Annotated in this window: 21 protein-coding genes and 2 tRNA genes; 14 read left to right on the top strand and 9 right to left on the bottom strand. The window is 66.5% G+C overall.

Annotated elements, in window-relative coordinates; all coding sequences use genetic code 11:
- The 7 genes from VNF71_15205 to VNF71_15235 all read left to right on the top strand — a co-directional run.
- On the top strand, positions 1 to 218 hold a 218-nt coding region (locus VNF71_15205; protein HVA75904.1), incomplete at its 5' end, for an ISKra4 family transposase.
- A gap of 272 nt (positions 219 to 490) precedes the next feature.
- On the top strand, positions 491 to 2,455 hold the full coding sequence (locus VNF71_15210; protein HVA75905.1) for a chloride channel protein: 1,965 nt from the start codon (positions 491 to 493) through the stop codon (positions 2,453 to 2,455).
- Positions 2,456 to 2,483: 28 nt separating this feature from the next.
- On the top strand, positions 2,484 to 2,918 hold the full coding sequence (locus VNF71_15215; protein ID HVA75906.1) for a MarR family winged helix-turn-helix transcriptional regulator: 435 nt from the start codon (positions 2,484 to 2,486) through the stop codon (positions 2,916 to 2,918).
- A 5-nt stretch (positions 2,919 to 2,923) separates the two neighbouring features.
- Complete coding sequence (locus VNF71_15220; GenBank protein ID HVA75907.1) at positions 2,924 to 3,454, top strand: hypothetical protein; 531 nt, start codon at positions 2,924 to 2,926, stop codon at positions 3,452 to 3,454.
- A gap of 36 nt (positions 3,455 to 3,490) precedes the next feature.
- On the top strand, positions 3,491 to 4,867 hold the full coding sequence (locus tag VNF71_15225; protein ID HVA75908.1) for a pyridoxal-dependent decarboxylase: 1,377 nt from the start codon (positions 3,491 to 3,493) through the stop codon (positions 4,865 to 4,867).
- 258 nt (positions 4,868 to 5,125) lie between these two features.
- Complete coding sequence (locus tag VNF71_15230) at positions 5,126 to 6,694, top strand: S8 family peptidase (protein HVA75909.1); 1,569 nt, start codon at positions 5,126 to 5,128, stop codon at positions 6,692 to 6,694.
- A gap of 21 nt (positions 6,695 to 6,715) precedes the next feature.
- Complete coding sequence (locus tag VNF71_15235; protein HVA75910.1) at positions 6,716 to 9,451, top strand: EAL domain-containing protein; 2,736 nt, start codon at positions 6,716 to 6,718, stop codon at positions 9,449 to 9,451.
- A gap of 3 nt (positions 9,452 to 9,454) precedes the next feature.
- Here VNF71_15235 and VNF71_15240 read toward each other — a convergent pair whose 3' ends face one another.
- Positions 9,455 to 10,633 carry a homogentisate 1,2-dioxygenase gene (locus tag VNF71_15240; GenBank protein ID HVA75911.1) on the bottom strand — a complete coding sequence of 393 codons (1,179 nt, stop codon included), beginning with the start codon at positions 10,631 to 10,633 and terminating at the stop codon, positions 9,455 to 9,457.
- A 6-nt stretch (positions 10,634 to 10,639) separates the two neighbouring features.
- A complete protein-coding gene (gene hppD, locus VNF71_15245; GenBank protein ID HVA75912.1) occupies positions 10,640 to 11,785 on the bottom strand; it encodes a 4-hydroxyphenylpyruvate dioxygenase in 1,146 nt (381 codons plus the stop codon).
- 91 nt (positions 11,786 to 11,876) lie between these two features.
- Between hppD and VNF71_15250 the strand changes: the two genes are divergently transcribed.
- Complete coding sequence (locus tag VNF71_15250; GenBank protein HVA75913.1) at positions 11,877 to 12,347, top strand: Lrp/AsnC family transcriptional regulator; 471 nt, start codon at positions 11,877 to 11,879, stop codon at positions 12,345 to 12,347.
- 11 nt (positions 12,348 to 12,358) lie between these two features.
- The gene (locus tag VNF71_15255; GenBank protein ID HVA75914.1) at positions 12,359 to 13,249 is read left to right on the top strand and encodes a phenylalanine 4-monooxygenase; all 891 of its coding nucleotides are present in this window, start codon (positions 12,359 to 12,361) and stop codon (positions 13,247 to 13,249) included.
- Here the strand turns inward: VNF71_15255 and VNF71_15260 are convergent, their stop codons facing one another.
- Both VNF71_15260 and VNF71_15265 read right to left on the bottom strand, forming a co-directional pair.
- On the bottom strand, positions 13,250 to 14,107 hold the full coding sequence (locus VNF71_15260) for a hypothetical protein (protein HVA75915.1): 858 nt from the start codon (positions 14,105 to 14,107) through the stop codon (positions 13,250 to 13,252).
- Between the two features lie 177 nt (positions 14,108 to 14,284).
- A complete protein-coding gene (locus VNF71_15265) occupies positions 14,285 to 14,845 on the bottom strand; it encodes a hypothetical protein (GenBank protein ID HVA75916.1) in 561 nt (186 codons plus the stop codon).
- A 124-nt stretch (positions 14,846 to 14,969) separates the two neighbouring features.
- Here VNF71_15265 and VNF71_15270 point away from each other — a divergent pair, with 124 nt between their 5' ends.
- The 4 genes from VNF71_15270 to VNF71_15285 all read left to right on the top strand — a co-directional run bounded on the left by VNF71_15270 (position 14,970) and on the right by VNF71_15285 (position 17,244).
- Entirely contained in the window at positions 14,970 to 15,749 is a 780-nt protein-coding gene (locus VNF71_15270) for an inositol monophosphatase (GenBank protein HVA75917.1), read from the top strand.
- A 516-nt stretch (positions 15,750 to 16,265) separates the two neighbouring features.
- On the top strand, positions 16,266 to 16,604 hold the full coding sequence (locus VNF71_15275; protein ID HVA75918.1) for a WhiB family transcriptional regulator: 339 nt from the start codon (positions 16,266 to 16,268) through the stop codon (positions 16,602 to 16,604).
- A gap of 50 nt (positions 16,605 to 16,654) precedes the next feature.
- Positions 16,655 to 17,119 (top strand): DUF523 domain-containing protein, encoded by a 465-nt coding sequence (locus tag VNF71_15280; GenBank protein ID HVA75919.1) that lies wholly within the window; start codon positions 16,655 to 16,657, stop codon positions 17,117 to 17,119.
- Between the two features lie 48 nt (positions 17,120 to 17,167).
- Positions 17,168 to 17,244, top strand: a tRNA-Val gene (locus tag VNF71_15285).
- Positions 17,245 to 17,332: 88 nt separating this feature from the next.
- Here the strand turns inward: VNF71_15285 and VNF71_15290 are convergent.
- The 5 genes from VNF71_15290 to VNF71_15310 form a co-directional block, all read right to left on the bottom strand.
- Positions 17,333 to 17,956, bottom strand: coding sequence for a DUF4262 domain-containing protein (locus tag VNF71_15290; GenBank protein ID HVA75920.1), 624 nt, complete (start codon positions 17,954 to 17,956; stop codon positions 17,333 to 17,335).
- 78 nt (positions 17,957 to 18,034) lie between these two features.
- Positions 18,035 to 19,201: an HNH endonuclease signature motif containing protein gene (locus VNF71_15295; protein HVA75921.1), complete on the bottom strand. Its 1,167-nt coding sequence runs from the start codon at positions 19,199 to 19,201 to the stop codon at positions 18,035 to 18,037.
- A gap of 114 nt (positions 19,202 to 19,315) precedes the next feature.
- Complete coding sequence (locus tag VNF71_15300; GenBank protein ID HVA75922.1) at positions 19,316 to 19,657, bottom strand: DUF952 domain-containing protein; 342 nt, start codon at positions 19,655 to 19,657, stop codon at positions 19,316 to 19,318.
- Positions 19,654 to 20,022 (bottom strand): MTH1187 family thiamine-binding protein, encoded by a 369-nt coding sequence (locus VNF71_15305; GenBank protein ID HVA75923.1) that lies wholly within the window; start codon positions 20,020 to 20,022, stop codon positions 19,654 to 19,656. The genes VNF71_15300 and VNF71_15305 overlap by 4 nt, the downstream gene beginning before the upstream one ends.
- A tRNA-Arg gene (locus VNF71_15310) sits at positions 19,991 to 20,063 on the bottom strand. Before VNF71_15310 ends, VNF71_15305 begins: the two co-directional genes overlap by 32 nt.
- Before the next feature lie 155 nt (positions 20,064 to 20,218).
- Here VNF71_15310 and VNF71_15315 point away from each other — a divergent pair.
- Positions 20,219 to 21,073: tyrosine-type recombinase/integrase (locus VNF71_15315; protein HVA75924.1), on the top strand; the 855-nt coding region annotated here is incomplete at its 3' end.

A 21,073-nucleotide genomic window follows, 5' to 3' on the forward strand; every position in this document is an offset into this window, starting at 1 on the left:
CAGGAGTGATCGAGGGCGCATGCCGACACGTAGTCAAAGACCGCATGGACATCACCGGGGCCAGATGGAGCGCCCAAGGAGCCGAAGCAGTCCTGAAACTACGAGCCGTGAAAACCAACGGCGACTTCGACACCTACTGGCGCCACCACCTCCAGCGAGAACAGCAACGAAACCACCACTCCCGCTACGCCAATCAACTCATACCAGCCGCCGCATAGTCACTCCAAAAGAGCCGCACCCAAACGATTTCGACACAGCAATCGCCCGACTGACGGGACTCCGGGATGGTGTCGCACGTTACGGGTCTGACTATCAGGTTCGCCTTGGAGAGTGCATCAGGGAGGCGCGACAGGCCCCACCGGCGAGGACAGTGGTTGTCCGCCGACCCCTCGACACAAAACGCCACGGCAGTCTCGAGGACTTCTGTCCGGTTTGCTCTGCGGCTCCAATCACATCGCCTCCCGACATAACTCTCGCGTAGACTGTTGCGGTGGGCCCCTCAGAACCGAGCTCCCCTTCATCCGACTCGGCCGCCGCGCAGAACGCAGCGTCCAATGGGGGTACAGCCGCAGACCCGGGCTCCCAACCGGACACCATGCTTTCGCCGCCGGCAGGCGAGGTTCAGCCTCGGTCGGCGGCCCCGTTCGAGCGATCCCTCGGTGATTTCTCCGTCACGCCGTCGGTGTGGGTGCCCCTGCTCCTCTCGCTGCTGGCGGGAGCGGTATCGGCCGGCCTTGCGCTCGGCCTGCTCGACCTGATCGGGCTGTTCACCCACCTCTTCTATTACGGGACGGTCGGCGTCACGCTCGTGCAACCGACCACCCACCATCTCGGCTGGTTGAGCGTCTTCGTCCCGATCGGTGGAGGTCTCGTCATCGGCGCCGTGGCGTACTGGGGCTCGGAGCGAATCCGCGGGCACGGTATCCCGGAGGCGATGGAGACCATTCTTGTAGGCGGGAGCAAGGTCGAACCCAGGCTCGCGATCCTGAAGCCGCTCTCTAGCGCGGTGAGCATCGGCACCGGCGGCCCGTTCGGCGCCGAGGGGCCGATCATCCTGACCGGCGGCGCCCTCGGGTCAGTCATCGCCCAGTTCTTCCATCTCTCCGCCAGCGAACGACGCACCCTCCTCGTCGCCGGCGCCTGCGGTGGCATGGCAGCCGTGTTCGGCACGCCGGTTGCAGCGACGCTGTTCGGCATCGAGCTGCTCGTGTTCGAGTGGAAGCCGCGCTCGATGGTCCCGATAGCGGTCGCCGTGGCGGTGGCCGAGACGATCCGCGGAGTGTTCTCCGCTCACCATCTTCTTGGCGCGGCACCCCTGTTCCCGGTCCCGCCCCACGGCGCCTTCTCGTCGCTCGACGTCGCAGCCGCGGCGTCAGTAGGGCTCGCGGGCGGACTGCTGGCCTGGGTGCTCACGGTGGCGGTCTACGGTGCCGAGGACGCTTTCAAGAAGCTCCCGATCCACTGGGCTTGGTGGCCCGCGATCGGAGGCCTCGTTATCGGGCTCGGGGGACTCGTCGAGCCGCGGGCGCTGGGCGTCGGGTACGCCAGCATCGACGCGGAGCTCGGCGGCCGCATCGCCCTCGCCGGCCTTGCGACTCTGCTGGTGGTCAAGCTCGTCATCTGGTCGATCGGGCTCGGGTCGGGGACCAGCGGCGGGATCCTCGCCCCGCTGCTGATCATGGGCGCCGCGATGGGCGGCCTGATGAGCCCCGTCCTGCCGGGTGGGTCGCCCGCGACGTGGGCGCTGATGGGGATGGCTGCCACCCTCGCCGGGGTCACGCGATCGCCGTTCACCGCGATCGTGTTCGCGTTCGAGCTGACCCACGACACGGGCTCGCTCCTGCCTCTCCTGGTCGCGTGCGCCATCGCCCACCTCGTCAGCACGCTGGTCCTCAAGAGGTCGATCCTCACCGAGAAGGTGGCCAGGCGCGGGTTCCACGTCGTGCGCGAGTACCAGGTCGAACCCCTCGAGGCCGTCTTCGTCCGGGAGGCGATGATCACCGACGTGCTGGCGATCAAACCGGACGAGCCGCTGCGCAACCTGCGCGAGCAGCTCATCGAGATGCCGTCTCTTCGCCGGCAGCGGATGTATCCAGTCGTTGGTGGAACGGCGATGGTCGGCGCTGTGCTCCTGTCCGATCTGTCGCGTCTGGCGGCCACGGACTCGGTGGGCCCGCTCGCCGGCGACGTGGCGAGGAAGAACGTGATCGTGGCGCACCCCGACGAGACCCTGCGGGCCGTTGCCGACCGCATGGCCGAGCACGCGGTGGGCGCGTTGCCGGTCGTCGAGCACGGCCGCAACGACCGCCTCGTCGGAATCATCACCGAGTTCGACCTGCTGAAGGCACGCCAGCGCCAGCTCGTCGAGGAGCGCAACCGAGAGAGGGTGCTGCGCTTCGGTCGTGCGGCTGCGCGCCCGATGCCGAGCCAAGCGGGTGTTCTTGATTCCGGATGACGCCGAGTCCTGGCAGGATTGAGCCTCGATGCCGAAGGCCAGCTCCCCGAGCTCAGCGTCCAAGGGTCCGGTCACCGATGCGGAGTACCAGGCACTCGCAAGGTTCCGGCGCGCGCTGAGGTCCTTTCTGTACTTCTCCGAGCAGGCCGCCAAAGACGCGGGGCTCACCCCTTCGCAGCACCAGTTGATGCTCGCCATACGCGGAGCCGAGACCGGGCAGGCGCCGACGATCGGAGAGGTCGCGGGTTGGATGAAACTGCGGCATCACTCGACCGTGGAGCTGGTCGACCGCGCCGAGGCTGCGGGCCTCGTGCAACGGATCCAGGACAGCGAAGACCAGCGCAGGCAGAGGCTGGTTCTCACCAAACAGGGTCAGGCGAAACTCGCGGCGTTGTCGACGCTGCACAGGGAGGAGCTGCGGCGATTCCGGGAGGAAGGCCTCGTACCGCTCAATCACCTGTAGCGCCGGTGATCGAACCTCTGCGCAAGGGCGAACCGTATCCGGGCCGGCGACCACCGGTCCGCGAGCAGTGGCGCGAGCTGCCTTTGGCCATGAGGGTGGTAGTGACGGCCGTGCCCGCCCTGATCGTGATCCTGGTGCTGGCGTTGAACCTCGCCGCGGGCGTCGCAGCCGCCGTGCTGGTCGTCGGGGCGGCCGCGGCGACCACCACCTATGTAAAAAACCGCACGGATCGCCACAACGCCGCAATCGACAGGGGCGAGCTTCGCGTGCCCGACGATCCTCACCTCGCGCGGGTCGAGCTCTCAACGCTCGACAGCCGCCTGCTCGAACGCCTCGCCGAGCTCGGGTACGGAAGGAGCGATCTCGGTCAGGTGAAACGGTTCGACGGGGGTTGGATCGCGAAGCGGCGCAACCTCCGCGACATCGCGGTTGTCACGGGCGACGACGGAGGGGTCGCTTACTTCGACCCGCGCTGGGTCCCGGATATCCATGCCGCCACCGAGTATCTCGCCGGCCGAGGTCGAGAGCCGGGTTAGATCTGGCGGCCGGAGCCGGTCGGGCAAGCTGGGGGTGTGCGCAACCCGATGTTCGTGCCCGACGAGAAGCTGGCTTCCCTGATATTCGACTACTGCCGCTGGCGGCTCGCTCTCGATCCCGTCGACCTCGACTTCCCCGGCGACAAGGCGGTCCTCGAGCAGGCACTCCAGGGGATCATCAGGTCGGGGCCCAACGACCCCGAAGCAGTGCTCGAGGTCTTCTCCGACGTGCTGGCTCCCGCGGTCATTTCCTGCGACAGCCCGCGGTTCCTCGCGTTCATCCCGGCCGCGCCGACGAAAGCGTCGTTGCTGTTCGACATGGTCGTCTCGTGCTCCTCCCTCCAGGGCAGCTCCTGGCTCGAGGCGGCCGGAGCCGTGTCCGCGGAGAACCAGGTGCTGCGCCTGCTGGCAGACATGGCCGGGCTCCCGCCGTCTGCCGGCGGCTGCTTTGTGTCGGGGGGTAGCGCCGCGAACCTCTCGGCGCTCGTCGTCGCCCGGGAGGTAGGCCGGCACCGCCTCGGTAACGGCGCTCCGGCCCGGCTGCGGCTGGCGGTCAGCAGCCAGTCGCACTCTTCGATAGCCAAGGCGCTGATGCTGCTCGGAATGGATGCGCTGGTGGTGCCCACCGAGGACTACCGCCTCACCGGGAGGGCCGTCGAGGCGGCCCTCGCGTCCGACCCCGATCCCCGCAGCGTCATCGGCGTCGTCGCCACGGCCGGCACCACCAACGCCGGGATCGTGGATGATCTCGCGTCCATCGCTGAGGTGGCCGGCCGCCGGGGCTTGTGGTTTCACGTGGACGGGGCTTACGGCGGTGCCGGGCTCTTCGCGCCTTCCGTGCGTCACCACTACTCCGGGCTGGACAAAGCGGACTCGTTCGTGGTCGACCCGCACAAGTGGTTGTATGCCCCCTTCGACTGCGCCGCCTTGATCTACCGCCACCCCCATCTCGCCAGGGGAGTGCACACTCAGAACGCCAGCTACCTCGATGTGATCCACGCCGAGTCGCCCGGCGAGGAGGCACCCGAGGCATGGAACCCAAGCGACTACGCCTACCACCTCACGCGGCGCGCGAGAGGCATGGCGCTCTGGTTCTCCCTCGCGGTCAACGGCACGGACGCTTACCGTGACGCCGTAGAGGCTTCCTTGCGCATTGCGCGCGAGACAGCCGACCTAATAGAGACAAAATCGTACCTGACGTTGCTGCGTAAACCCGAGTTATCAGTTGTGCTATATCGCCGCAATGCGTGGTCGCACGACGACTACAACCAGTGGTCGACGAAGCTGGTCCGCGACCAGATCGGCTTCGTCACCCCGACCAAGTGGGAGGGAGAAACCGTTGCCAGGCTTGCGTTTCTCCATCCCGACACCACGCTGGCGATCGTGGAGGAAATACTCGACTCCATGCAATAGTCACTGATTGGACAAACCAGACACTGGTGGTATTCACGGTTAAACAACCGGAAAATGTCCCCGAAGATTTGCCTAAAGACTGGCGGCTATGTTAACGATAACCATGTAGACCACTCAGCGGAGGGGGACCACCACATGGGGCGAGATTCTCGTCGTGGCGCTGGTATGCAGTCGGTCGGCTCGGAGGGAGCCGTCAGCCGTGGGCGAAAGCGTAGCTGGCGTGGCCGGATTCTCGCGTCGATAACTGCGCTGCTGACAATGGGGTCAGTCGCGTTGGTCGGCGTGTCCGGGGCTCGGGCCGACACGATGGAGACGGTCATCGTCACCAGCTCCGGAACGCTGAGCCCCGTGACCGCCGTCCTCGACGTCGGTGGCACCATCCTGACGCAGTACACGATCATCAACGGCGTACTCGCGTCGGTCACCACGACCGAGGCCGCCTCCCTTGCCGCGACGCCGGGCCTGGTCGTCACCCAGGACGTCACCGTCAACGTCCAGAGCACAGCGGTCTCGACGGGGCCGCACACGCCTTCTGACGCCTTCCTCGCCCAGACCGGCGCCCCGCAGGTCGCCCAGGCCGGCGACACGGGTCAGGGTGTCACCGTCGCCGTCCTCGACACGGGTATCGACAACCTCCCCGACTTCTCGGGTCGCCTCATCGGTGGCGTCGACCTGAGCGGCGGGAACAACCCCTTCCAGGACGACTACGGGCACGGGACCTTCGTCGCAGGGCTGATCGCCGGCGACGGCGCCTCCTCCAACGGCCAGTACAGCGGTGAGGCGCCCGGGGCCAACCTGGTTTCGATCAAGGTCGCCGGCGCCAGCGGAAGCACCGACCTCGGCACGATCATCTCCGGCCTGCAGTGGGCGCTGAACAACGAGTCCACCTACAACATCCAGGTCATCAACCTCTCGCTCGGTTACCAGCCGACCAAGTCCACCGTCAACAACCCGCTCGACATGGCGGTGGAGCGGATATGGAACGGCGGCATCGCAGTCGTCGCCTCGGCCGGCAACGCCGGTCCGTTCAACGGCACCATCCTGTCGCCCGGCGACGACCCGCTGGTGATCACCGCCGGCGCTCTCGACGACATGGCGCAGACCAATGTCGCCAACGACGAGATGACCGACTTCTCCAGCGTCGGCCCGACCTCGCCCGACGGATGGGTCAAGCCCGACCTGGTCACCTCAGGTAGGTCGATCATCAGCCTCGCCGCCCCCGGTTCGACGATCTACAACGACTACCCGTCAGCGATCATCGGCACCTCCGACTTCGTCGGGTCGGGCACCTCGTTCAGTGCTGCGATCACCAGCGGCGCAGCGGCGCTCTTCCTCGCCAACCACGCCGGCGACACGCCGAACCAGGTCAAGGCCGCTCTCGTCGGTACCGCCAACGTGGGGCCGGTCGGCAACCCGTTCGTCGACGGACACGGAGCCCTCGATGCCTACGCAGCGGACAACGCCTCATCCGCTCTCAACTACAACCAGTCGACTGCCGGCCTCTCGCCGACCTCCAACGGCACCACGGTCTCGCTCTCGCCGACCGACAGCACGGTCGACACCTGGAACGGCAACGCCTGGAACGGCAACGCCTGGAACGGCAATGCCTGGAACGGGAACGCCTGGAACGGGAACGCCTGGAACGGCAACGCCTGGAACGGCTTCACCTTCAACGGCAACGCCTGGAACGGCAACGCCTGGAACGGTGCCACCTGGAACGGCAATGCTTGGAACGGCAACGCTTGGAACGGCAATGCCTGGAACGGGAACGCCTGGAACGGGAACGCCTGGAACGGGAACGCCTGGAACGGTTCCGAGTGGAACTAGGCGTCCGAGCCGGCAGCACCCATGCCTAGAGCCACCCGGATAGTCGTAGCCCTCACTTTCGCCGGGGGAATTGCGGCACTGGTCCTCGCCGGCTTGTACGCGCCGTCCTCGGGTCCATTCGGGACAGGTGGGTTGACGAGCAGCCAGTGGATCGCCGTCATAGGCGTCGGCGCCCTGATGGCGGCCAACTGGGTGCGGCCGGTGGTCGTGTACATCGGCAATCGCATCGACACCTTCCAGATGGACGAGGGCTTCTTCGTGATCCTGGCGCTCCTCGTGCCTCCATTGATCACGCTTCTCACCCTCTCGATAGCCGCGACGGTGGCACAGATCCTGCGTCGCAGACATCTGGCCAAGTCGCTCTTCAATGTGGGAGAGGTCCTGATAGCTGCCGGCCTGGGCCTGGCGGTGAGCCGGGCGCTAGCTCCGCCGACGGGGAGCGTCACGCTCGCGCAGGCAGGTGCGATCCTTCTCGGGGCAGTCGCCTATTTCGCCGTCAACAAGGTACTGATGGGTCTGGTGATGGTCTCCCTCGGGACCAGTTGGACGCCTGTCGGGGTCAGCGTTGAGGTACCACTGGCTACTGGAGGAGTCGTCGTCGCGATCGTCGTTGCCGCGGCCATCCAGGCCCACCCCTGGGCCGCAGCAGCCGCGCTGCCGGTACTGGTCTTCCATCTCATGCTGGTCAGCAGTCGCTTCAACGCGCAGCACGACCGCGCGCGGATGAAGGGTCTGTTCGACGTGGCGCTGGACGCCACCAACCAGCGGCTGCGGTCCGAGCAGGTCCTCGAGTCGATCGTCGCTTCCGCGCGTTCCCTGTTGCGTAGCCCCGAAGCAGTGGTCACCGACCAGCCACCTGAGGACGCCATGGCCGCCCGCTTGGACATAGGCGGCAACGAACAGTGGTTGGTCGTCGCTGGCCGTCGCCGTGAGGAACCATTCGACGAGGCTGACCGCATGCTCCTGGAAGCGGTGGCGGCGATCGGCAAGGGGGCGCTGACCAACGCCGAGCTGTACGGCCAGGTGCGCTACGAGCAGAAGCGCCTCTCGTCGATCACCCTGAACATCGGTGAAGGTGTCTGCGCCGTCGACGCGGCAGGACACCTGACCTTCGTGAACCCTGCCGCCGCCGAGATGATCGACATCCCGAGCCTCGCGGTCTCGATCGACGACGGCATCGGCTCGGAAGCCCTTCTTGCACCGGCGTTCCTCTTGGGTCCCGCCCGCGAGGCCATGCGCACGACCGGTGTGGTGCGCGAAGACGACGCACGGTTCATCGGGCGCGCCGGCAAGACGATCCCGGTCGAGTACACCGCCTCGGCCGTGAGGGATCGCGGCGAGGCGGTCGGCGCGGTCATCGCGTTTCGCGACATCACCGAGCGAAAGGCCCTCGCCAAGGAACTCGAGCGTCACGCGTTCTACGACAGCCTCACGGGCCTGGCCAACCGGCGGCTGCTCGTCGACCGGCTCGACGGGGCCGTCAACCGGTCGGCACTCGACAAGAGAGTGCACGGTCTGATCTTCGTCGACGTCGACAGGTTCAAAGCGGTCAACGACAGCCTGGGGCACGGCACCGGCAACGATCTGCTTCAGGAGGTAGCTCGCCGGATGGACCACACGGTCGGCCAGCGCGGGCTGGTGGCGAGGTTCGGCGGGGACGAGTTCGTCGTGCTCCTCGAGGGCGTGACCGGTCTCGACGAGGTGGTGTCGACCGCCCGGCGTATCTGCACCGCCGTCGAGCAGCCGCTCGTCCTTCCGGGCGGGTTCGAGATCGTTACGAGCGTCTCCGTCGGCATAGCACTGACTGAACTGGGCAAGTCCGCGGACGATGCTCTTCGCAACGCGGACGTGGCAATGTACGACGCCAAAGTGAAGGGGCGAGGCGGCTCGTACCAAGTGTTCGACGCTGCCACGATGGGACCGCGTTCGACCAAGCGCCTGGAGCTCGAGACCGCTCTGCGGCGAGGCATCGAACGGTCGGAGTTGGAGGTTCACTACCAGCCCTTCTTCTCGCTGGGGGATTCCCGGATCGTCGGCGCGGAGGCGCTGGTGCGCTGGCGCCATCCCGTCGAGGGCATGCTGCCGCCGGCGCAATTCATCGAGATGGCCGAAGAGACGGGGCTCATCCTGCCCTTGGGCAGGTTCGTGCTCGAGCAGGCGTGCGCTCAGGCGAAGTCGATCAAGGACAAGCTGGGTGTGAGTGTTCCCATCAGCGTCAACCTGTCTCCCCGCCAGTTCCAGCACGGCGGCTTGCTGGCCGAGGTGGCTTCGGTGCTCGACTCGGCGGGGCTCGAGTCGGAGGCGATCACCTTCGAGATCACCGAGACCATGGTGATGGAAGATCTCGCCAGCGCGCGCGAGGTGATGAAGAAGCTGAACCGGCTCGGTGTGCGGCTCGCCATCGACGACTTCGGAACCGGCCAGTCCTCGCTGCGCTACCTCAAGCAGTTCCCGATCCACGAGGTGAAGGTGGACCGGTCCTTCGTGATCGGCGTGGCGACCGACCCTGTCGACTCCGCGATCGTGGAGGCGGTCGTCACCCTCGCCGCTGCGATGGGCATAGAGGTAGTGGCAGAGGGTGTGGAGACGCCCGAGCAGGTCGAGCACCTGCGCTCCCTGGGTTGCGACATCTGTCAGGGCTACTACTTCTCGAGACCTCTCCCGTCGGCGAAGTTCGAGGAGCTGATTTCCAGTCGCCGGCCTCCCGAGCCCACGCGCGCCCTCAAGCTTCACAAGCCGGCAAGGCGCGTCGGGTAGGCCCTACAGCTCTCTGCTCCAGCTGGCGGGATAGTCGGGGTCGGAGACCGAGCGGGCCGCCTCGCTGATCAGCAGAGGCGAGAATGTGTCGATCATGACGGCGGTCTCATCGGTCCTCGACTCGCCCGCCGCGGCCTCGACGCTCCCAGGCTGCGGGCCGTGCACGAACCCGGCCGGGTGGAGGCTTATCGAGCACGACCCGATCCCGGACCCGCGCCGGCTCATGAAGTCACCCGCCGAGTAGAACAGCACCTCGTCCGAGTCCACGTTGGCATGGTGGTACGGCACCTTCACTGCGTCGGGGTCGAAGTCGTACAGGCGGGGCACGAAGCTGCACACGACGAAGCCGGGCCCGGCGAACGTCTGGTGCACCGGGGGCGGCTGGTGGATGCGCCCGACGATGGGCTCGAAGTCATGGATCGAAAAGACGAACGGGTAGTTGCAGCCGTCCCACCCGACGACGTCGAAGGGATGGTGGGCGTGCGTGTGCTTGGACCACCCGGCCCGGGTCCGGACCAGCACCGGCACCGGCTCACCTGGGCCCGCCTCTGATTGGTCCACGACCACGGGAAGTTCCGGGGGACGGAGGTCGCGCTCGCAGAACGGCGCACCCTCCCTCATCTGACCCGTCGCCGTGAGGTACCGATCCGGTATCGAGACGTGACCGGCCGCCTCGACGACGAGAGCCTGAACAGATCCGTCCGGGATGACCCACCGGTGGGTGGTCGACGAGGGGATGAGCACGTAGTCGCCGGCGGAGGCCGGGAGCACTCCGAAGACCGATTCGAGGACCGCCTCGCCCGACTGGACGAACACGAGCTCGTCGCCTGCTGCGTTTCTGTAGAGCAGCTCGTTGGTGGAGGTGGCCTCGGCCCAGGAGATACGGATCGTGTCGTTGGCGAGGAGGAGCTTGCGTCCCGTGACCAGGTCGCCGCCGGGGTCGAGTTTCGACGCTCGGAAATGCCAGGGGGAGAGGGGCAGGTTCGCGGACAGCGCCGCGTGCTCCACCTCAGCCGGTTCGATGTCCACCAGCGCGCTCGGGGAATTCAAGTGGTAGAGCAGGCTGGAGGATCCGCTGAAGCCCTCCTCGCCCATCAGCTCCTCGTGGAGCCTCCGGCCACCGCCGTCGCGGTGCCAGGTGTGGCGCTTTCGGGGAACGTCGCCCACCCTCTTGTAGTACATAGCCGACTACAGGTTGCCGCGTCTGGCCTGCTCGCGCTCGATCGCTTCGAAGAGCGCCTTGAAGTTCCCCTCGCCGAAGCCGGTGGCGCCCTCTCTCTGGATGATCTCGACGAACAGGGTCGGCCGGTCGGTCACCGTCTCGGTGAAGATCTGCAGCAGGTAGCCGCCGGAGTCGACGTCCACCTCGATCTGCTGCTGCTCGATCTCATCCCAGTCGATGTCGAAGCCGGTGACCCGCTTGTGTGCGTCCTCGTAGTACGCGGGTGGCATCTCGAGGAACCTGACTCCCCGCCGGCGCATGGCGTCTACAGCGCTCACGATGCGCGGGGTGGCAAGAGCGATGTGCTGGACCCCGGGGCCTCGATACGCCTCGATGTACTCGGTGATCTGGCTCTTGCGGAGACCGGGGGCGGGCTCGTTGATCGGCATGACGACGCCGGCGCCGTTGTGCACGACGGTCGATCGCAGCGCCGAGTACTTGGTGGATATCTGCTCGGCGTCGAAGTGCCGCATCTGCCCGAAGCCGAGTACCTCCTCGTAGAACGCGACCCATTCGTCGAGCCGGCCCTCTTCCACGTTGCCGACGACGTGGTCGATCGAGGCCAGGCCGCATACCGGTCCCTCCGGCGGGCGGGGCAGCCGGGCCTCGCGTCCGGAGACGAAGCTCGGCCCCCAACTCGTCCCGTCTCTTTCGACGAACACGTGCCGGGTCTCGCCGTAGGTGGATATTGCGGCGGTCGTGACCGAGCCTGCGTCGCCGTTGACGCGGGTCGGCTCGGCCACAACCGTCGCTCCCTTTGCGGCAGCCGCCTCCGCCGCCGCGTAAGCATCGTCGACTCGCCAGGCCAAGTGGCGGATACCGTCGCCGTGCTCGAGGACATGCCGGGTGATCTCGCTCTCGGGGCCCAGCCCGGCGCTGACGACGAAGCGCACATCTCCCTGCGCGAGGACATACGAAACCCTGTCACGCGCCCCGGTCTCAGGGCCCGAGTAAGCGACGACCTCGAACCCGAACCCGGAACACAACCACGCGGTCACGGCCCTCGCGTTGCCGACCCACCATTCCAGATGGTCCCAGCCGCGGATCATCGCGGCGACAGACGAAACAGCGGGGGCACCCGTGGTGGCGGGTTCCGCGAGCATGCGAGCCATGTGTCCGGAGTACTGCGCTGAGTGCTGTCTGGTCAACATCCCAGCGAGTCGGTGAGCACATTGATCAGTTATGAGCGAGTAACCTGAGCAGATGGTGCAGCAGTTCGAGCTGGATGCCGTAGATGAGCGCCTGATCGCAGCGCTTGCGTCTTTTCCCAGGGCCGGGATGCTGCAACTCGCCCGGGAAGTGGGCGTTGCCCGCAACACCGCTCAGGCGCGCTTCGACCGCCTTCTCGCCGCCGGCGTCATCACCGGCTTCGGCCCCGACCTCGACCTTCGCAGGCTCGGCTACGGAGTGTCGGCGTTCGTCAGCCTCGAGATCGCCCAGGGCCGCGGGCCGGCGCTCGACGCACATCTCGACGACATCCCCGAAGTGGTCGAGGCCTACATGACCACCGGCCCTTCGGATCTCCTCTGCCGGGTGGTCGCACGCGACAACGACCACCTCGGGCAGGTCATCAACCGCATCTTGGACGTGCCGGGGATCATGCGGACGACGACGTCGTTGATTCTCGCGACGAGGATCGCCCCCAGAAGCCGCCACGTGATACACGCGGAGTAGATTGGGGCTCGTTGATCCCGGCTCGTTACTCGCCCGTCCGCAAGGGTCCCGGCGGCAAGGTGACCGTCGAGCTCGCCGGTGACCATCCGGGCGTAACCGATCCCGAGTACCGCGCGCGTCGCGACGACCTGGCTGCCCTCGCGGCCTCGTGGCACAGAGGCGACCCCATACCTGCCCCCGAGTACAGCGAAGAGGAGCATTCGGTCTGGGCCGAGGTGAGCGCTGCACTGGAGGGATTGCACGAGCGGCACGCGTGCCAGGCGTACCTGCAGGGCAAGTCGGCTCTGGGGTTGCCCCACGACCGCGTACCGCAGCTGACCGAGGTGACCCGACTGCTTCGACCCCGGTCGGGATTCACCTATCTACCAGTCGCCGGTCTGGCGCCACTTCGCGACTTCTACGCGTCCTTCGCGGATGGGGTGTTCTGGTCGACGCAGTACATTCGCCACCCTTCGGTCCCGCTGTACACCCCCGAACCCGATGTGATCCACGAGGTGATCGGCCACGCCAACCAGCTCGCGGCGCCGGGCTACTCCGACCTCTACCGCTTGGTCGGTGCGGCGGTGGAGCGCACCCGCGACGAGGCCGCGCTGAGATTCCTGTCGCACGTGTTCTGGTACACGATGGAGTTCGGCGTCGTGAACGAGAAGGGCGGGTTGAAGGCCTACGGAGCGGGGATCCTCTCGTCGGTCGGAGAGACGGCGTTCGTGGGTCGCGGCGACGACGTAGACGTGCGCCCGGTCGACTTCCTCGCGATGGGCGACGCCGTGTACGACATCACCCACTTCCAGCCTGTCCTGTATGCCTGGTCCTCGCACTCCGAGATGGAAGACCGGCTCGCGAGCTTCCTGGAGCACTTCGACGACTCTACGCCCGAGTCGCTCGTGCGGGCTGCTGGCTAGCTACAGGCTGGTTCCCTGCCAGGAGATGGGCGGGGGGTTCACGGCGGGGCCGTTCAGGTTGAGCACGATCTGAGCGTGCTCGTCGAGCGGAATCTCGGTGGGGTCGCCCTCCCACGGCTGGCCGTTGACCGTCGCGGTGACGTGGCCGGTGTAAGGGCCGATCTGCGTCGCGGAGAGCGGCTGGCGCCAGATACCGAAGATCTGCGCCAGCAGGTAGGTGCGGACCTCGGGCGATTCGATGTGGACGATGCCGTCCTGAGCGTGCACGTGGATCCAGTACAGACAGCTCGCGCTTCCGTCGGCGAAGTACCCCTTAGAGGTCTTGGATACCTGCGCCGGCGGGACCATGCCGATACCGAGAGGCAGTGAGCGGGGTTGTCCGTTGATGAATATCGCGATGTGAACGTGATGGTGGTACACCAGCTGCTCGCTCGTGTTGCATTGCACACCGTCGATCGTCGCCCCGGTGAGGCCGGTGTTCGCGGCTGCGAGAGGCTGGCCGACCTCCAGCGGGACCCCTTCCGGCCCGAGCGTGCCGTAGACCTTCACTCCGTTCGCCGAGAAGTTCACGGCCGGTTGCTTCGAGTTCGGAGTGCTGCCGCTCCCTCCGGAAGTGACCAGGACGATCACGACCACGGCGACGATCGCCAGGACGAGTCCGACGAGGATTCCGTAGAAGCGTCCCTGCGAACGGCCTCGGCGCGCCCGGCGTGGACCCCGGTTGGCCGTCTTGCTGGCGGCCCTGTTGGCAGTTCTGTTGCCTGCATTGCTGGCCGGTGGGGTCTTCCGTGAGCCGCTGGCACTCCTGCGCGGCGGGACGCCGGTGGTCTGGGGCCCGGCTTCTTGCTCAGGTTCCAAACGTTCGGTTTGCGAAGATCCGGTTTCTCGGGATCCGGAGTTGGCCATCGTGCTCCTGGACGGTGGAGGTTGCCGGGCTGCGCTTGCCCGCCCGGTTAGCTGTTGAGCTTCTCGGCTCGGCCAATGTAGGCGATCAGCACCGTTGAGCCACGTCGGCTACCTGCTACGCGAACCTCTTTAGGACTCGAGCCAGGCGGGAGCGTGCTCGAGCAGGTACTGGCTGACGGCCAGCGCCTTGTCGAAGGTCTCGCAGAGCAGCTCGTCGCCGGCGAGAACCCTGGCGAGCGACACCTGCTGGCGGGCCACGATGGTGATCCGCCGCTCGGCGGGGTCCGTGGCAGAAGCGTAGCTGTCTATGGCCGAGGACTCGAGAGGCAGCTCGATGCCCCCGACCCCGGCGAGATCTATCGCCAGGCGCAGGAGGTCGGGGCCGTGGGGGAGCGGAGGGAGGGCCCAGGTGAAGGTGAGAGGGAAGGTGAACTCGTCGGGCGGGTCCTCTCCCTCGGGCAACTCGACCACGACATCCTCGAAGGAGAGGAGCACCCTCGGGTCGACCTCGAGCGCGAGATGCAGGTCGAGGGGGCCGTTGCAGCCTTCTTCGGGGTGGAGGTCGACCTCCCACGCCTGGCGCAGGGAGTACGTCTCGACGAAGTGACGCTCGTCGTGGACGTGGAAGCCGTGGTCGACGGCATGGTCCTTGAGCTCGGCTACGTATCCCGCGACGTCGATGACCGCCACTCGAGTCACCCTAATGTCGCCACGAGAGCTGTGTCTTTTCCGAGGACTACGGCCGGGTCAGCAGCCGGTCAGCAGCCGGGTCCAAGGATCACGTCCGCAGCTGCATCCGGTACGGTCGCTGTCGGTGCCCGCCGAACCGAACTTGCCGCCTGATCCCGAGTCAGTCCTCGCCGTGATGCACGATGTGGTCTCCGCGGTGTCGTCGAGCCTGAAGGGCCTCGGAGACTGGGGGCTGGCCGGAACTCGCGACGGGCAGTACCGCAGCGACCTGGTAGCCGACGAAGCGGCGCTGGATGTGATCCGCGGGGCGGGTTTCGGTGCCCTGTCGGAGGAGTCCGGGCTCCACGATCCCGATCGCCCGATCCTGGTCGTGCTCGACCCGGTCGACGGATCGACGAACGCGTCCCGGGGCATCCCGTGGTGGGCGACGAGCGTGTGTGCACTTGATTCGGAAGGACCGCTCGCTGCCGTCGTGGCCAACCAGGCACTCGGTGTCCGCTTCGAAGCCTTCCGCGGCGGTGGTGCGAGGCGTGACGGGGAGCCCATCAGCCCGAGCCGCTGCGTGTCCATGAAGAAGTCCATCGTGGCGCTGTCGGGTTACCCGAGTAGTTGGCTCGGCTGGTCGCAGTACCGGGCGCTGGGGGCGGCAGCCCTCGACATCTGCGCTGTTGCGAGCGGTCAGATCGACGCCTTCATCGACTGCGCGTCGAGATCGCTCGCCCCCTGGGATTACCTGGGCGGCCTCCTTATCTGCCAGGAGGCCGGCGCCCACACAGGCGAAGCGTTCGGCAGGAACCTGGTGGTACGCGAGCACGAGCCGAGGCGGACTGTGGTGGCAGCGGCCACGCCGGAGCTTCTCGCAGAGGCCGTCGCGCGCCGGGCTGACCTGTCCCCGCCGCGCTGAGCCCGCGCGAAATACGTTTGACTCCGCATCCCGGCCGTGATGGGATTGTTGATGGCAGGGACGGCCCCTTGTCGGCTGCGCTCATGGAGCCAAAGTTGATAGCCCGTGCAATCGACGATCGTGTGGAAGGAGTGACCTGGTGCTGAACAACCTCGCAACCACCTCTTCCATGTGCGCGGGCTCCGTTGCCCCTGCAGCCCCGGTGGCAGCCTCCACGGCTCTCACAGGCCGACCGGCGGCGATCTCTGCGTCGTACGCCACCCGTGGGCGTTTCACCCAGGCCGGGATGGATCTCTCCAACCACAACATCAAGGTGTGGCCCCTGGGCCCTCAGGACGGTTCGACTGGATAAGCACAGTCAGATAAGTCCGCAGTAGGGCTCAGAGGCCGCCGGGAAACCCCGGCGGCCTCTTCGTTTTCCCGGACGACTTCTTCCGGACAACCCGCAATCGGCAGCAAACAACTCACGACAACCAGCAATTCACACAACCCGAGCGACAAGACAGGAGCGGCGAGATGTTCGCCATCGACTCGAGCCAGGACATCTTGAAAGAGTGGGCCGACGAGTGGGCCGACGAATGGACCTACGCGTGGGCCGACGCGAGCTGCCGTGACGAGACGGGCAGCCTGACCGAGCTGTTCTTTTCTGACCAGATCCCGGACATCATCAGGGCCAAGGAGATCTGCGCCGGCTGCCCGCTGACCGACCCCTGCCTCCAAGGAGCCCTCGACCGCAGGGAGCCGTGGGGGGTCTGGGGAGGGCAGCTGTTCCTCAACGGGCGGATCCTGGCGCAGAAGCGCCGGCGTGGCCGGCCACCGAAGAACCCTGCGCCGGGCATCCAGCTGACCGCCTAGGCGGTCGTCTGTCAGGTAGCTCACCAGGGACTCGGTAGGGTCGGCTGCCAGTGGATCAGGTACGGCCAAGCGACGCAGGCGACCCGGGCGGGCCGGCTCCGCTTCTCGTGTCGGCCTGCCTGCTGGGAGTCGCGTGCAATCACAGGGCTGAAGGCAAGCCGGTGCCGGCGATCGCTGATCTGGCGACCCGGCACCGGCTCATCCCGGTCTGCCCCGAGGTTGCCGGGGGGTTGCCTACCCCGAGGCCGGCCGCCGAGCGCTGTGCAGACGGTCTTGTGCGGACGGCTGCAGGCCACGACGTCACCGAGTTCTACGAGCGGGGCGCCAACCATGCCGTCGCTGTTGCCCAGGCTGCCGGCGTGCGGCGCGCCGTTCTCAAAGCGCGCTCCCCGTCCTGCGGGTGCCATGAGATATACGACGGCACTCACCGGCGGGTTCTCGTCCCAGGTGAGGGAGTGACTGCCGCCGCCCTTCGCGAGGTGGGTGTGGAGGTCGTCTCGGAAGAGGACCTCTGACCTGCGGGCAGCTGGCCGCGCCGCCGACGCGTAGCATGGAGCGCCCTCGGGCGCTTAGCTCAGATGGTTAGAGCACTGCGCTTACAACGCAGGAGTCGGGGGTTCGAGTCCCTCAGCGCCCACCATGACACGCTTACTAGAACCCTCTTTGGGGTTCACGTAGCGTCCCTTAACGTCCACCCCCACGAGATGCATGCAACCGCCGGCGGGCCCTCAACGTTGTCGGCGGGTGGACCGCCGGTGGCGGTAGAGGTCCTTGGCAGTCGCCGGCGGCAGGCGGCCTCCTCGTCGGGGGCGCGAGCTGCGGGCGCGCGTCGAAGCTCGGATGTGCGCTCGCCGGCGATCTCTCGGTCCCATGCCGTCAAAGGAAACGTGGCAAGCGCGTCCCAAGTCCGGCTGATCCCTCTGGTGTTCATAGCAATGGTCCTCGTCTGGAAGGACGATCTGTACCGCGCGCAGCTTGACGTCGAAGCGGGCGAGCGAGTCGTAGTAACGCTCCCAATAAGCCATCAGACCGCGGTCCAAGTGGCATTGGTGCACCGGAACAACGCCGATGGCTGTCCCCGTCAGCCCGTGCTGGACGGCTGTATCGAGGCGATCCCCGACCGTCACGCACGCTCCCAGCGTTTGGAGCACGCCGACGGCTTCTCTCAGGTTCTTGCCGGCAACCACTAGCTCGGGATGGTCGTAACCGACGATCAACCCGATCGTGTAGGCCCAGCCCACGCCCTCCATCGTCTTGCCCACGGCCATGACCGTGAAGCCCCTGTCGGCCACGTGGCGATAGACGTTCGTCAGAAAGTCCTCCTCAGACTGGCCATCACAGATGGCGCACATGTGAATCCTCCTGTCTTGTTGGGGCGCGAGCGGAGTCGCTCCCGCCGCCCCCTTCCGGTGGTTGCGATAGCCCGCCGCTCATGAAGTGTCCGCCGGTCGTGGTTTGGACTGCGGTTGACTGCCACCGAGGAGGCCGGCTTGGCGGTCTTCTTCGGTTTTGTCGTGGTGGTCTTGCCAGCACAGGGCTTGGAGGTTGTTGAGCTCGGTGAGTCCGCGGGCGGCGACGGGTCTGTCGTGGTCGAGTTGGAGTCCCCATTTGCGGCCGCAGCGTGCGCACGCGAGCCCGTCGAAGTGTGGTGGTGCTCCTAGTTCGAGCGCGGTTCGCAGGTGGGCGGGGATGTGCCGCCCGAAGTGGGCGATGGTGTGGACGTTGACTCCATCGTGGATGACCGCCTTCAAGAAGGCGTCGGATCCGAGTTGTCTGGCGATATCGACGGGGATGGGTCCGCCTCCGATGATGTGACACGGCTCGCCGGGGTGGGAGTGTCCTCGCCTGTAGGCGTTGACGTCGCAGACGATCACCAGCTCAGCGCGCCGACCGCCACTACCGCCGCCGGCGGGAGAGGACACAAAGCTGATGAGGGCGTCGGCTGCGTGAGCGTCACGGCCCTCAGCGCGCCCGTACCGGTGGGCGTCTCGCCGTGCCCGGTACGCGGCGAGCTCCACGCGGCGCACGAACGGCAGGCCAGTATCGGGTGGTAGCTCTCCGGCGAAGCACACCATGCCCATCCGGTTGCGCCAATGGCGGAAATACCGGGCTTTGCGCTGGGCGGAGTGCAGTTCCTCGGCCGTTACCGACGCCATGCGATGCTGCCTGGCGTGATCGCGCACCTTCGACAGGTCGCCGTTGCGAGCGGTGGCCAGAAGCTGCAGCCGCGCGTCAGGAGACGATGCGGTGATCTCCGCCGCCTGGGCCAGAGAGATCTGACCATCCAGCATCGCCTCGCGAGTGTCAGGGCTACCACCCAGACGAGAGGCCGTTTGCAGCGCCTGGCGGGCCTGGGAACCCGTAGAACCACTGTGGCGGGCCAGCCAGTCCGCCCCCTCAGCGAACCCGCGATCCTTGTGAGCGCCCGCGTGGATCGCCCGGGCAGCGGCCAACAGCCGCGCCGCGCCACACGCCTTCTCCGTCGCTGCGAGCTCCTCGGCCAACACCGCACAATCCGCCCCGCTGTAAACCCCGGCGTCGAAGCCCACCAGCGCGACACGCAGGTCTTTCAACCCTGACAGCAAACCGGCAGACAACGGCACCTCCTCACACGAACAACCCTTGTGAGGAGGCCGTAAGCCCGACCTCGAGGCGCCACTCATGTTACTCGAACAAATGTTCGACGTCAAGGCCAGGGGGGATTTTCTTCTCTACAGAGGAACGGTCGCCTCGATCGCGTCGGCGCCGCTCACGTGATACACCGATGCCACGGCGTCGCGGGAAAGCGGTCCGTAGACGTGTGGGAAGAGGTCGCCGTCACGGGACGGTTCCCAGCGGAGCGCGTCGTGCAGGGGGTCGGCGTGCAGGGAGACGATCACCAGTTGGGGGTCGTTGGCGAAGATTCGGTGAGCGGTCGCAGCGAGCTGCGTGCGTGACGAGCAGTGAATGAAGCCATCTCGTAAGTCATCGGGCGAACCGTCGAATGCACCCGTCGTCTCGAACTCCGCCCATTCCGAGGGTCGGAGGATCTTGTAGACCAGCGCAGGGCTCAGAGTTCCTCGAGTGCATGCTCGAGGGACTCGACCTTGGTCGTCAGGGCGCCGGTGACCCCGGGTCTGTAATCGATCTTGATCACCGCGCTCACCCTGGGCGCCGTTTCGGCGACTGTCTCCACACACCCCTTGACGAGGTTCATCACGTCGTCCCAGTCGCCTTCGACGTTGGTGAACATGGCGTTGGTCTCGTTGGGGAGGCCGCTCGCCCGGACCAGCTTGACGGCACGAGCGACCTGCGCCCCCACGGAGTCGCTCCCGCCGATCGGAGTAATTGAAAATGCAGCGATCACGGCACGAGTGTTCCAGATCACGGACGGCTGAGCTGCACGGCGCCCCCGGCACGACTCGAACGTGCGACGCACGGTTTAGGAAACCGACGCTCTATCCTCTGAGCTACGGGGGCTAGATTATAAACTACCTGGTCAGTGGCACTGTTCGTTGGTCCTGGACGGCCATCGGAAGCCATGATAGCTTGATGGTCAAGAAATGGTCAAGAACTTCGAAGTCTCGGGGGACTTGGTCAAGAACGCCGGCCATGGTCAAGAAGGGAAGCAGGGAATGAGCAGAAGCATCGGGTCGAAGGTGCAGCGCTCGCCGGGGGTGTGGCGGCTGCGGGTGACGGCGGGCTACGACCCCGTCACCAACAAGCCCATCCAGAAGTCGATGACCTTTAAGGGCAGCGAACGCCAGGCGGAGAAGGAGCTGCAGACCTTCGCGGCCAACGCCCCGAAGGGGCATTCGGAGTCGGTCGACGTCGACTCGACTCTGGCTCAAGTCGTCGACCGCTGGCTCGATTTCGCCAAGGCTCGGCTCGGAGGCAAGACGTTTCTCTCCTACGAGTCTTTCATGAAGAGGGTCAAGGCTGACCTCGGCCACCTGCCCATCACGGTCTTCGAGAAGCGCAAGGGGGGGCAGCTCCTCGACAAGCAGTACGAGCGCTGGCTCGCCGCCGGGGTGCCCGCCGCCACAGTGAAGCGGACCCATGAGATCCTGCGGAACTGTCTCAGGCAGGCCGAGCGCTGGGACCTGCTCGACTCGGTGGCCACCGACCGCGCCACTCCGCCCAAGCACGCTAAACCGCCGATCCGTGACATCGCCCCCGAGGAGATCGTGGGCGTGATCGAAGAGTCCCGCAACCGGGGCCGGGTTGCCTACCTGCCATCAGCGATCACCCTCAACGCCGTCACCGGCATGCGCGCCGGCGAGCTGTGTGCGCTGACATGGCCCGACTTCAACCCCAAGACAAAGGTCATCCGAGTCGACAAGGCGATCACTCAGGACGCCAACCGACAGTGGATGGTCGGCCCGACGAAGACCACCCAGATGCGAGACATCTCCCTCGAGGACGAGACGGTCCGGATGCTTCTCACCTGGCGTGAGGAACGCGAGACAGCCTGTCACACGGCTGGAGCG

It is taken from the genome of Acidimicrobiales bacterium (assembly GCA_035533095.1).
Lineage (GTDB): Bacteria > Actinomycetota > Acidimicrobiia > Acidimicrobiales > Palsa-688 > DATLUM01.

Coding starts and splice junctions, on each gene's coding strand:
- VNF71_15250 (HVA75913.1), top strand. CDS start 11,877: ATGGTGCAGCAGTTCGAGCTGGATGCCGTAGATGAGCGCCTGATCGCA.
- hppD (HVA75912.1), bottom strand. CDS start 11,785: ATGGCTCGCATGCTCGCGGAACCCGCCACCACGGGTGCCCCCGCTGTT.
- VNF71_15215 (HVA75906.1), top strand. CDS start 2,484: ATGCCGAAGGCCAGCTCCCCGAGCTCAGCGTCCAAGGGTCCGGTCACC.
- VNF71_15235 (HVA75910.1), top strand. CDS start 6,716: ATGCCTAGAGCCACCCGGATAGTCGTAGCCCTCACTTTCGCCGGGGGA.
- VNF71_15240 (HVA75911.1), bottom strand. CDS start 10,633: ATGTACTACAAGAGGGTGGGCGACGTTCCCCGAAAGCGCCACACCTGG.
- VNF71_15275 (HVA75918.1), top strand. CDS start 16,266: ATGTTCGCCATCGACTCGAGCCAGGACATCTTGAAAGAGTGGGCCGAC.
- VNF71_15230 (HVA75909.1), top strand. CDS start 5,126: ATGGGGTCAGTCGCGTTGGTCGGCGTGTCCGGGGCTCGGGCCGACACG.
- VNF71_15290 (HVA75920.1), bottom strand. CDS start 17,956: ATGTGCGCCATCTGTGATGGCCAGTCTGAGGAGGACTTTCTGACGAAC.